Raw genomic sequence first — 11456 nt, forward strand, 5'->3', positions numbered from 1 at the left:
CAGCCGTTGATCTGGCTCACGCGGATAGTAATGAGCTCGATGAGCTCGTCGCTCAGGCCCGCCGCACGGGCCTCCTCTCAGGCGGCCCGCGTGAAAGCGATGGCGGACGTCCAGGTCTGCGAAGAGGACTTATCGAGGTAGAACGTCACTGGGTTCTGTGACATGTCCGCACATATACTAGCGCCTAGAGAAAGATGCTGTAGCTCTCCGGCTTCGCCCCGGCTGCGGCGGCTTTGTCGACGGCACGCAGGAAGTCCGCGCGGACCTTGCGGTCCTCGAGATTGCGTGCGGAGACCGAAAGGCGGACGGTGTTGCCGCGCTGGGCGGAGCGCTCCGCGGCCCGAATGATGTTGCGACGCCACCATTTCGCAGCGCCGAAGCCCTCGCCGAAGGAGAGATTGCGAGTCTGATGAAGCCTGCCGGAGGGCAGCTCGTGGAGGCCATGGGAGGAGCAAGCGAGCTGGAACTCAAACTCGGGCAGAACCTCGAGCGTGCCCGGCGACATGCGCCAGCGCGGGGCGGCAAAGATGGTGGGCTCAAAACCAATCTTGGACATCTGGCGGGTGGCCCCTTTGAGCCGCAGGCGGGCCTCGTGCGCCTCCAGGTTCGCGAACTCGGCGCGGCGGCCTTGGACGGCCTGGTCGAAGCCGTTGAGGATGAGCGTGCGTCCGGCCTCGGCGTGGTCGCGCAACCAATGCTGCATGCGATGGTCCTTGGCGAGGTGCCAATTGCCATCGATGTGCGGGGCGACGAGGAGAGAGACGGGAATGTCGTCGCGGTCGAGCTCCGCGATGAGATGTTCCGCGTGCTTCCGGGTGTCGTCGAAAATACTAGAAATCGAAACCAGGAGAACGCCGTGCATGCCGCTTATTATCGCACGCACGGCGCCACGCCGCGCGGCGAGCGACTAGGCGGTTAACCCCGTGATCTTGTTGATGGTCCACGCGTACTCGAACGCGGCCTGACGCCACTGGGCGTAGCGGCCGGACACGCCGCCATGGCCGGCGACCATCTCGGTCTTGAGCAGGAACTCGCCGCCAGTGGCCGTGGCGCGCAGCTTGGCAATCCACTTCGCGGGCTCGACATAGAGCACGCGCGTGTCATTGAGCGAGGTGAGCGCCAAAATATCCGGGTAATTCTGCGCCGTGACGTTCTCGTACGGGGCGTAGCTCGCCATGTAGTCATAGACCGCCGGGTCGTGGAACGGGTCGCCCCATTCCTCCCACTCGACGACGGTGAGCGGGAGCTCCGGCATGAGGATGGAGGTGAGCGGATCCACGAAGGGGACGGACGCCTGGATGGCGCGGAAGCGCTCCGGCGCCATGTTGGCGACAGCACCCATGAGCAGACCGCCGGCGGAGCCACCCTCGGCGGCGAGCATTTCCGGGGCCGTCACGCCGCGGGCGATGAGGTCGTCGGCCACCGCAATGAAATCCGTGAACGTGTTCTTCTTGTGCAGCAGCTTGCCCTCGTCGTACCAGGCGCGGCCCATCTCGCCGCCGCCGCGCACGTGGGCCACGGCGAAGATGACGCCGCGATCCATGAGCGAGAGACGGAAGACCGAGAAGTACGGATCCATGGACACCTCGTACGAACCGTAGCCGTAGAGGAGCGTCGGGTTGGGCTTCGACATGTCCAGGTCCGCGCGGCGCACGAGGGACACGGGAATCTGCGCGCCATCCGGGGCCGTGACCCACTCGCGGTGTGCGACGTACTGGCAGGCGTCGTAGCCACCCGGGACTTCTTGTTCTTTGAGCAGCTTGTACTCGCCGCTCGTCACGCGGTAATTAAACAGCTGCGCCGGCTGCGTATACGACGTGTAGCCCACGCGCAGGACGTCCGCCTCCCAATCCGGGGCGCCGCCCACGGAGACCTCATAGAGTTCCTCGTCGAACTCGAGTTCCTTAAACTCGCCCCAGCCCTCGCGCACGTCCATGATGGCGGCACGACCGATGCCGCCGCGGCGGTAGCCCACCACGATCTGGTCGCGGTAGACAGCCGGCCCCTCAATGCGCACGGTCTCCTCGTGCGGCATGATGACGGTGAGCTGGTCGAACTCCGGCAGATCCGTGCCATAGGCCACCGGGCAATAGCCCAGCTCGTAGTTCGCACCCGTCGCATTGTGCGTGACCAGCCAGTAGTCCTTGCCACCCACCACGGCGTGGTCGACGTCGTAGTCAACGTCCTGGCGGCGCTCCCACAGGCGGCGCAGCTCCCCTTCCGGATTGTCGAGGCCCACGACCCACGCCTCCGTGGTGGTCTTGGACTGCACCTGAACGAAGAGGAACTCGCGGGACTTCGTAGTCCCCACGCCCACGCCAAAGCGCGCGTCTTCCTCGTGGAAGACAAGCACGTCCTCGCTTTGCGGGGTGCCCATCTTGTGGCGCCACACCTTATCCGAGCGCCACGCCTCATCCACGGTCGTATAGAAGATGTAATTCGGACCGGCCCATGTGAGGTAGTAGTAGACGCCGTCCAGGCGATCCGCGAGCAACTCGCCCGTCTTCAGATCCTTGAAAGAGACCTCAAAGCGCTCGTCGCCCGCGGTATCCACGCCAAAGGCAAGCACATCCGTCTCCCGGTTGCGCGCCACCGCGCCCACCTGGAAGAACTCGTGCCCCTCGGCCAGGACGTTGGAGTCGAGCAGAACCTCCTCGCCCTCCGGCGCGCCCTCCTCGGGCAGCTCGATGGGGCTCCACGCCTCCGCGCCCTCGGCGGCCTTGAGGCGACACGACAGCCCGTAGCTCTTGCCTTCCTCGGTGCGGCCGTAGTACCAGTAACCATCGCGCAGGACGGGCACGGACATGTCCGTCTCCTTCACGCGCGACTTCACCTCGGCGAAGATGTTCTCGCTCAGCTGTTGAAGGTGCTCCGTGCGCGCCTCGGTGTACGCATTCTCCGCTTCGAGGTACGCAATCGTCTCCGGGGATTCCTTGTCGCGCATCCATTCATAGTCATCGACGAAGTCGCGGCCATGGAAGGAACGAGTCACGGGATGTTGCGCAGCACGGGGCGCTGCAAGGGAGGGGTCTACAGTCATGCCGTGCCATTTTACGCGCCTTCCGGCACACGCAACATGTCACCTCCCACCACGCACTGTCACTATCGCTATCACCTCTCACCTGCCATTTCGACACTTATCGATATAGTTCCTTGCACTAGCGATATATTGCGATATATCGCTATCCTCATCAATAGGGTTGAGCATCGCTCCCCCACCGTCACTCAGCAAGGACGCATCATGCACAATCACTTCCCCTTCCCCGGTTCCGAGGATGACCCCCGGTCTCATTTTCACGGCTTCGCCCGGCGCGGCCCTCACGGCGAGCACGGTCCCGGTCACGGGCATGGTCCCGGCCATCGCCGCGGTCCGGGCCACGGGCCTCGGTCTGGCCCCGACGCCGGCTTCGGCCCGGGCTTTGGCCGCGGCCGCGGATTTGGTCGCGGTGGGCGCGCTGGCCGCGGCGATCTCCGCACCGCCATCCTTTTGCTCCTGGGCGAAGAACCCATGCACGGCTACCAGCTCATGAATGCCATCGGCGAGCGCACGAATGGCAACTGGACGCCGAGTCCCGGCGCAGTCTACCCCACGCTGAGCATGCTTGAGGACGAAGAACTCATCACCATCGCCCAGGAATCCGGCCGCAAGCTCGCCACCATCACGGAGGCCGGCCGCGCGCTGCTGACCGCACACGCCACGGAGTGGGAGGGCTTCTTCGCCGCCTACGCCAAGCCTTCCGATGCCCCCTTCGCCCCTGGCCGTCCCGGCCCCGGCCACCACGGTCCGCGCGGCGGTCGCGGAGCGCGTGGTCTCCTCGGCCCACACGGTGCACCCCAGCAGCGTCGCGAGCTGGGCAACCCGGCCATCATGCAGGCCCTCGGCCAGTTGCGCCAAGCCCTTTTCACCGACGAAGCGCCCTCCCCCGAGCACGAGCACGCCATCCTGGAGATCCTGCAGCGCGCAGCCCGCGAGATCACTGAGCTCGACGAGCTCGACTAACCCCGCACACGACGACAAAGCACCCGCGCCGAGAAATCGGCGCGGGTGCTGAGTTTTGTGTTTTAACGGTTGAGGTTAAGCGAACGGAGGATGGCCGGCGGCAGGCCCATCTGGTTGATGGCGAAGCCGATGGCCGCGAGGATGGCTGCAACGCCGATGAGCGGAATGGTGACATTCACGGCTTCGGTCTCCGCGAACTTCGAAGACCCGAAGATGTCAGCGACAACGACGTCGATCTGCGGGTTGATCTGGATAGCACCCGGTGCAATACCCAGCACGCCACCCTCAAGGGTGCCGGTCACGCCGCCCGGCTCGATGCTCACGCCCTTAAACGCGCCGTCCTGAATGGTGCCGGTGATCGGTACGTTGACGCCGTCCTTTTCGATGACGCCCTTGAAAGCGCCCTCCTGGATGCCGATTATGCCGTTCGGGTCCACGTTGACCTCGGCACCCTTGATGGCACCGTTCTCAATGGTGCCCGTGATCGGAATCTTGACGCCGTCCTTCTCAATAGCACCGGTGAAAGCACCCTCCTGGACACCTACAAGGCCACCAGGCTGAACCTTCACGCCCGTGATGCCGTCCTTCTCAATGGTGCCCGTGATCGGGATGTTGACGCCGTCCTTCTGAATGGCACCCGTGAATGCACCTTAGGCGATGCCTACGACGCCGTTCGGATCGACCTTGAGGCCCGTGATAGCGCCGTTCTCGATCGTGCCGGTGACCGGAATCTTGATGCCGTCCTTTTCAATAGCACCGGTGAAGGCGCCATTCTCAATGCCGGTGCCGTTGACGGAAACGAGGCCAGACGGCAGGGACGGCAGCGAGGACTGGGCCGTGGCAGCCGGAGCGGCGGTAGCGGCGAGGGACACGGACACGGCAGCGGCAACGAGGGCGCGGCGAGCAGAGAACTTCATGTGGTTGTAGAGCTTTCTGTGGGGGGAGAAGATGGGATGGGTGAGACTACTTGTCCGCGAGCCCCAGGGTGCGGCGCAGGTCCTTCGCGTAATCAAGGTAGTACTGCGTGTTATCGACCACGGGGCCTTGCGTCTTGCCGTCTACGATCCAGCTGGAGCCGGAGGAGAACTGCGCGATTCCCGTGCGCTTGGGCTGCGAGGCGAGTGGCTCAATGACCTTGGTCGTAGCCTGCGCGGTATCGATGACCTCGCCTGCGGCGGTATACGCCGTAAAGGTCACCGTGTAGCTGGCGCCGATTTCTTCGGGCAGGAGAATCTTGTCAAAGATTGCGAAGCCCTGAATCACCGACGCGGTGTACGTATCAGCCGCGTCCTCAGGAAGGCCCGAGACCTTGGCAACGACGCGACCGGAATTAAGTTCCACGCGCGTGCCTTGCGGGTTAACAACCATGAGCGAATAACCGGGGTTCTGGCCGGAGTGGATGGTGGCATCCGCATAGGCAACCTTGAGTGACTGCTCCGCCACCGGGACGGAGTCTGCCGGCACGGTGCCTTTAGCCTCGTCCACCGTGATACGCGTGGTGCCCTGGGTCTCCTGCACGCCTGCCGGTACAACGGCGGCGCCCAGCGTCACCGCGAGCGCGCAGCCTACGGCAACGCTCGCGTGAGTGAGGTCGAGATGAGAGTCCTTTCGAGAGCGAGCATTCAATGTGAGCCCCGTCAAGCGCACACACGCTCCTCAATATATCCGAGCTCGCTGCCCATAGCGGGATTTCATGCCTGTCTCACTTTTCAGGCACCCCTGCTCACACACGCGTCCCGCCGAGAAAGCGTTGCTGCTCTATCGACGGGACGCGTATCGAGTGGTTTACGGTTTCTAGCCGATCCACTCGTCGAAGGACTTACCGGACAGGCGCTCATAGGCCTCGATGTAGCGGTCACGAGTAGCCGCGACGACGTCGTCCGGCAGCGCCGGCGGCTCGGTGGCGGCCGCGACGTCCCAACCGGAAGCGTCCGAGGTCAGCCAGTTGCGCACGTACTGCTTATCGAAGGACGGCTGAACCTTGCCTTCCTCGTACGTGTCGGCCGGCCAGTAGCGGGAAGAGTCCGGGGTGAGGACCTCGTCCGCGAGAACCAGCGTGCCGTCCTCGTCGAGCCCGAACTCGAACTTCGTATCCGCGAGGATAATGCCCTTGGCCTCCGCGATGGCGGCGGCCTCAGAGTAGATGCGCAGGGTTGCGGTGCGCAGCTCCTCAGCCCGCTCCTGGCCCAGGTCTGCGACGACGCGGTCGAAGCTCACGTTCTCATCGTGCTCACCGAACTCGGCCTTGGTGGCCGGGGTGAAGATGGGCGCCGGCAAGCGCGAAGCCTCCGTGAGCCCCGAGGGCAGCTCGATACCACACACAGTGCCTTCTGCGATGTACTCCTTGAGGCCGGAACCAGTGAGGTAGCCGCGGGCGACGCACTCGAAAGGCAGCATGTCCAGCTTCTTCACCACGATGGCGCGGCCGAGCACCTCTTCCGGGATGCGCTCGTCATCGACGGGGCCCGCCAGGTGGTTGGGGAAATCGATGGCGTCGAAGAAGAATTGCGAGGTCGCGGTGAGCACGCGGCCCTTATCCGGAATCGCGGGGGTGAGTGCATGGTCGTAGGCCGAGATACGGTCCGAAACAACCATGAGCAGGGTTTTATCATCAACTTCGTAGATGTCGCGAACCTTGCCGGAGGACAGATGCTTGTAATCAGAAAGCTGAGGGCGCATGACAGAAAGCATATCGCAGCCTAGACTCTGTAGCATTGTTCTGACTTCTGTTGTCTCCTCCGTCTCACTTAGGAGTTCCCACCGTGCGTAGCCGCCTTACCGCTGCCCTCGTCTCCGCCACCCTCGCGCTCAGCGCCGTCGCCGTCCCTCAGGCGACCGCCGCCCCTATTGTTGACACCCGAACGTCCCAACATGGGACCCCGTTGTGCACTCTCGAGCACGCCCCAGAGGACACGCAAGCTGCCGATGACGTCATTGAGGCTTATAAGAAGGTCCTCACCGCCGCCTCGGAAGAGGTCCAGGCTCAGTTCCCCGAGGATAAGGACACCTTCGCGGCGTTTACGTCGCGCGACGTCAAGGCCGCAGCAGGTTACCCGGAGCTCCTGAAGAAGTTCCAGGCAAAGGGCTATAACGCGCAGGACGTTCTTGTCATTCTCGTTGCCGCCAATAACGTGGATGCCATTGTCAGCGACGAGGCAGCGGACAAGCTGCTGGGCGATAACTTCCCCGAGGCCTCCATCAACCGCGCCATCGCCATGCGCGACTCCGTGCCCACGGGTGCGCGCGCGAAACTGCTCTCCGCGTCGACGGCCTTCAGCGCGCAGTTCCGCACTATCCTCGCCAAGCACGAATCCGAGGTCGGACTGCAGGCCACCATCGATTCCTTCGAATCCACCGCGGGCAACGACGCCGTCAAGGCCGCATGGGAAAAGTGCATCACGGAGCTCGAAGCGAGGGGCGCGACGCCGGGTTACCAGCCGGTTCCAGAGATCGAGGTGCCCATCACCAACGGCACCGGTAACGACGGCAGCAGCGGCGGCTCCTCGAAGGGCACGGCCATCGGCATCCTCATCGCCATCGCCGTCCTCACCGTCGGCGCAGCCTACGTGGTCAACACCCCCGGCGGCTTCAAGCTGCCGAACTTCAACCTGCCGTTCCCGCTCGGCGCCTAAAGCTCCCCACCACAACGAACCCCGGTTCACACCGCCAACGCGCTGAACCGGGGTTCGTGTATGCAGGGCCTCTGCCTGAGGACTAGTAAATCTCGCCTGGGGTGTAGTTCGCAGCACCCGGGTGCTGGTCCGCGAGCGACTTAATGCGCGTGAGCACCTGGTTGACCTGAGACTCGGCTGCGCCGATGAAGGCGTGCTTGTCCGCGAGGGCGGCCTCGAGATCTGCTGCAGACAGCGGCAGTCGCTCGTCCGCGGCCAGACGCGCGACGAGGTCCTGCTCGGCGCCGTTCTCGCGCATGTTGAGCGCGACGGCGACGGCGTTTTCCTTGATGACCTCGTGCGCGGTCTCGCGGCCCACGCCGGCGCGGACAGCGGCCATGAGGATGCGGGTCGTGGCGAGGAATGGCAGGTAGCGCTCGAGCTCGCGGTTGATCATTGCGGGGAAGGCGCCGAATTCGGAGAGCACGGTAAGGAAGGTCTCGAACTGGCCGTCGATGGCGAAGAAGGCATCCGGCAAAGCCACGCGGCGGATGACGGAGCAGAACACATCGCCCTCGTTCCACTGCTGACCGGAGAGGTCAGCGACCATGGTGAGGTAGCCGCGGAGGATGACCTGGAAACCGCAGACGCGCTCGCAGGAGCGGGCGTTCATCTTGTGCGGCATGGCGGACGAACCGACCTGGCCTTCCTTGAAGCCCTCGGTGACGGTCTCGTTGCCGGCCATGAGGCGAATGGTCGTGGCCAGCGAGGAGGGGCCAGCGCCGAGCTCGACGAGCGCAGAGACCGCGTCAAAGTCGAGGGAGCGCGGGTAAACCTGACCCACGGAGTTGAAGATACGGCTAAAACCGAGGTGGTCGGCAATGAGCGTCTCCAGCGACGCGAGCTTGTCCTCGGAACCGCCCATGAGGTCGAGCATGTCCTGGGAGGTGCCCATCGGGCCCTTGATACCGCGCAACGGGTAGCGGCCCAGCAGGCTTTCCACGCGCTCGATGCCCAGCAGCATCTCGTCCGCAGCAGACGCGAAGCGCTTGCCCAGCGTCGTGGCCTGCGCCGCCACGTTGTGGGACCGGCCTGCCATGACGAGGGTCTGGTACTGTGCGGCGCGCTCGCCAATGCGGGAGACGACGGCGATAGCCTTGTCGCGGATGAGCTCGAGGGAACGCAGGATCTGCAGCTGCTCGACGTTCTCCGTGAGGTCACGGGAGGTCATGCCCTTGTGAATGTGCTCATAGCCAGCCAGGGCGTTGAACTCTTCGATGCGTGCCTTGACGTCGTGGCGCGTGACGCGCTCGCGGTCAGCGATGGACGCAAGGTTGACGTCCTCGATGACGGCCTCGTAGGCCGCGATGGCCTCTGCCGGGATGTCGACGCCGAGGTCCTTCTGGGCCTTCATGACGGCGATCCACAGTTGACGCTCGAGGATGATCTTGTGCTCCGGCGACCAGATCTCGGTCATCTCGGGGGATGCATAGCGTGCGGACAGTACGTTGGAAATGTTCTTTTTCTCAGCCACGCCGTTTATTATCGCACGCCTAGCGTGCCGATGCCCCCGACTCTCGCGCTAGGCCGCGCCACGGCGTCTGGGCCCAGCGCTCGGACACAGTCTCCGCCTCAGTGACCGGGCTGGTGCCCGGTCACGCTCATACCCCCTTAGATGCGAATGCGCTCCTGCGCTGCGGGCAGACCGATGTCGTAACGGTAGAAGCCGCCGTCCATCGCGACCTCATCGAGGACGACGTAGGCGTTGCCACGGGCCTCGTGGAGGGTGGAGCCGTGCCCCAGGACGTTGAGCACGCGGCCGCCGTTCGCACGGACGGTGCCGTTTTCCTCGACGGTGGTGCCCGCGTGGAGGATCTTCTCCGGGTTGTCTAGATCCGGGCTAGAGATTTCCGCGCCCTTGACCGGGGAGGCCGGATATCCCTCAGCGGCGAGGACGACGGTGACGGCGTAGCCGTCCTTCCATTCCAGCGGCGGGAGTTGGGCCAGCTCGCCGGCGGCGACGGCGTGGAGGGCCTCGGCCAGCGGGGACTCGAGGAGGCTCAGGACGGCCTGGGTCTCCGGGTCGCCGAAGCGGCAATTGAACTCGACGACGGACGGGCCTTCCTTACCCCAGGCCAGGCCGGCGTAGAGCAGACCGGAGTACGGGGTACCGCGGCGGACCATTTCCTTGGCGACGGGCACGCAGACCTCGTTGACGATGCGCTCGACGCCGCGCTTGGGCAGCCACGGCAGCGGGGTGTACGCGCCCATGCCACCGGTGTTGGGGCCTTCGTCATTGTCGAACGCACGCTTGTGATCCTGCGCCGGCAGCAGCGGGACGACGGTCTCACCGTCGACGAGGCAGAAGAGGGAGACCTCTGGGCCGTCGAGGAAGGACTCGAGTAGAACCGGGTTGCCAGCCCCCAGCACGGCGTCAACGTGCGCGCGAGCCGCGGCGCGGTCTTCGGTCACGACGACGCCCTTGCCGCCGGCCAGGCCGTCATCCTTGACCACGAACTGCGGGCCAAAGCGGTCGAGCGCGGCCTCGATGTCAGCATCCGCAGTACCCGGGGTGAGCTGCTCCGCGCGTGCGGTCGCAACGCCTGCGGCCTCCATGACGTCCTTGGCGAACTTCTTGGAGCCTTCAATCTGAGCGGCGTCCTGGTTGGGGCCGAAGACGAGAATTCCCGCCTCACGGAGAACGTCGGCGACGCCCGCGACGAGTGGAACCTCAGGGCCGACGACGACGAGCTCAGCATCGATGGCCTGCGCCAACTCGAGCATGCGCTGCGGGTCATCAACCTGCGAGTACTCGGGGTGGACGGTGGCGAGTTGGGCGAAGGCCGGTGAACCCGGCGCGACGTGGAGCTCCGGGGCAGAAGGATCGTTTGCCAGTCCCCTGAGGAGGGCGTGTTCGCGGCCGCCCGAACCGATCACAAGAATTCGCATGCCGCCTATCCTACCGGGCAGGTAGGGTATTCCCCATGGCTTCTGTATTTACCAAGATCATCGAAGGCGAACTGCCCGGCCGTTTTGTCTACCGCGACGACACCGTCGTTGCTTTCTTGTCCATCGAGCCCCTGCGCTACGGCCACACGCTCGTCGTTCCCATCCAGGAAGTCGACAAGTGGACCGACCTCGACGAGGAGACGTGGGCCCACCTCAATGCCATCGCCAAGGAAGTCGGCAATGCCGTAAAGAACGCGTTCGACGCCAAGCGCGCCGGCTACATCATCGCAGGCTTCGACGTCCCGCACACCCACATTCACATCTTCCCCACCGACAAGATGGACGAGTACGACTTCACCAAGGCCTACGCTGCCGATGCCACCGATCCTGCAGCCATGGACGAGGCGGCCACCCGCATTCGCCAGCACCTCGGCACCGGCGAGGACGGCTTCCGCTCCTAACGACGTCGTTCCTGGGGAGCGCCCGACTTGACTCAGCTCACCGTCAGACCCGACCACACTGGTCGAAGTCCCGACTCACAACCAACCTGGGTTTTCTTACCTGGCTTGCCTATCAATGTGGCGTAAGCTCGTTCGCATCAACGTCTTTGCCTTGAGGTTTGGTGTCGACGTTCAGGCTTCGTCTGACTTGACTAATGGGTCAGGTTCAGGGGACCTGACTCCAGTTGTCCACACCTGACCAACTCGCAACATGGCCGGAAAGCTGCCTCCCCCCGTCTGACTACATTGAACCAAGGACTAACGCAAACGAGTCCGTGGACAGACCGAGATCAAGACCGTCTCCATCGCTGCGGAGCTGTTGCCCACCCGCTTCTCACCGCGCCGTGCCGCCGCGAGTTAGCCACAACGTCCGAATAAGGCCCGGATTTTTCGAAA

At 64.3% G+C, this 11456-nt stretch carries 11 protein-coding genes; 3 read left to right on the plus strand and 8 right to left on the minus strand.

The features are described 5' to 3' along the window. Positions 1-184: 184 nt before the first annotated feature. Complete coding sequence (locus ABJ196_RS00005) at positions 185-862, minus strand: DUF2334 domain-containing protein (protein ID WP_347304677.1); 678 nt, start codon at positions 860-862, stop codon at positions 185-187. Positions 863-907: 45 nt separating this feature from the next. After that, entirely contained in the window at positions 908-3040 is a 2133-nt protein-coding gene (locus ABJ196_RS00010; protein WP_347304678.1) for a S9 family peptidase, read from the minus strand. A gap of 201 nt (positions 3041-3241) precedes the next feature. On the opposite strand from ABJ196_RS00010, the gene ABJ196_RS00015 reads away from it, so the two are divergent. Beyond that, a complete protein-coding gene (locus ABJ196_RS00015) occupies positions 3242-4000 on the plus strand; it encodes a PadR family transcriptional regulator (RefSeq protein ID WP_347304679.1) in 759 nt (252 codons plus the stop codon). Between the two features lie 62 nt (positions 4001-4062). Here ABJ196_RS00015 and ABJ196_RS00020 read toward each other — a convergent pair whose 3' ends face one another. From ABJ196_RS00020 to ABJ196_RS00035, 4 genes are all read right to left on the minus strand, one after another. Next, positions 4063-4569, minus strand: coding sequence for a hypothetical protein (locus ABJ196_RS00020; RefSeq protein WP_347304680.1), 507 nt, complete (start codon positions 4567-4569; stop codon positions 4063-4065). Positions 4570-4650: 81 nt separating this feature from the next. Continuing rightward, a complete protein-coding gene (locus ABJ196_RS00025; RefSeq protein WP_347304681.1) occupies positions 4651-4917 on the minus strand; it encodes a hypothetical protein in 267 nt (88 codons plus the stop codon). A gap of 46 nt (positions 4918-4963) precedes the next feature. Then, positions 4964-5626, minus strand: a complete 663-nt coding sequence (locus ABJ196_RS00030; protein WP_347304682.1) for a hypothetical protein — start codon at positions 5624-5626, stop codon at positions 4964-4966. Positions 5627-5794: 168 nt separating this feature from the next. Next, the gene (locus ABJ196_RS00035; RefSeq protein WP_347304683.1) at positions 5795-6679 is read right to left on the minus strand and encodes a phosphoribosylaminoimidazolesuccinocarboxamide synthase; all 885 of its coding nucleotides are present in this window, start codon (positions 6677-6679) and stop codon (positions 5795-5797) included. 83 nt (positions 6680-6762) lie between these two features. Between ABJ196_RS00035 and ABJ196_RS00040 the strand changes: the two genes are divergently transcribed. Then, a complete protein-coding gene (locus tag ABJ196_RS00040; RefSeq protein WP_347304684.1) occupies positions 6763-7632 on the plus strand; it encodes a hypothetical protein in 870 nt (289 codons plus the stop codon). A gap of 82 nt (positions 7633-7714) precedes the next feature. Here ABJ196_RS00040 and purB read toward each other — a convergent pair whose 3' ends face one another. Then, positions 7715-9154, minus strand: a complete 1440-nt coding sequence (gene purB, locus ABJ196_RS00045; protein WP_347304869.1) for an adenylosuccinate lyase — start codon at positions 9152-9154, stop codon at positions 7715-7717. Between the two features lie 128 nt (positions 9155-9282). After that, positions 9283-10560, minus strand: a complete 1278-nt coding sequence (purD, locus tag ABJ196_RS00050) for a phosphoribosylamine--glycine ligase (protein ID WP_347304685.1) — start codon at positions 10558-10560, stop codon at positions 9283-9285. A gap of 35 nt (positions 10561-10595) precedes the next feature. Here purD and ABJ196_RS00055 point away from each other — a divergent pair, with 35 nt between their 5' ends. After that, a complete protein-coding gene (locus ABJ196_RS00055; RefSeq protein ID WP_347304686.1) occupies positions 10596-11021 on the plus strand; it encodes an HIT family protein in 426 nt (141 codons plus the stop codon). Positions 11022-11456: the final 435 nt, after the last annotated feature.

This window comes from Corynebacterium sp. SA-MJD20WY100 (genome assembly GCF_039822565.1).
GTDB lineage: Bacteria > Actinomycetota > Actinomycetes > Mycobacteriales > Mycobacteriaceae > Corynebacterium > Corynebacterium phoceense_A.

What these genes read in the sequence shown, in the direction of transcription:
- ABJ196_RS00005 (WP_347304677.1), bottom strand. Translation starts at nt 862, where the DNA reads ATGCACGGCGTTCTCCTGGTTTCGATTTCTAGTATTTTCGACGACACC.
- ABJ196_RS00010 (WP_347304678.1), bottom strand. Translation starts at nt 3,040, where the DNA reads ATGACTGTAGACCCCTCCCTTGCAGCGCCCCGTGCTGCGCAACATCCC.
- ABJ196_RS00015 (WP_347304679.1), top strand. Translation starts at nt 3,242, where the DNA reads ATGCACAATCACTTCCCCTTCCCCGGTTCCGAGGATGACCCCCGGTCT.
- ABJ196_RS00025 (WP_347304681.1), bottom strand. Translation starts at nt 4,917, where the DNA reads ATGAAGTTCTCTGCTCGCCGCGCCCTCGTTGCCGCTGCCGTGTCCGTG.
- ABJ196_RS00035 (WP_347304683.1), bottom strand. Translation starts at nt 6,679, where the DNA reads ATGCGCCCTCAGCTTTCTGATTACAAGCATCTGTCCTCCGGCAAGGTT.
- purD (WP_347304685.1), bottom strand. Translation starts at nt 10,560, where the DNA reads ATGCGAATTCTTGTGATCGGTTCGGGCGGCCGCGAACACGCCCTCCTC.
- ABJ196_RS00055 (WP_347304686.1), top strand. Translation starts at nt 10,596, where the DNA reads ATGGCTTCTGTATTTACCAAGATCATCGAAGGCGAACTGCCCGGCCGT.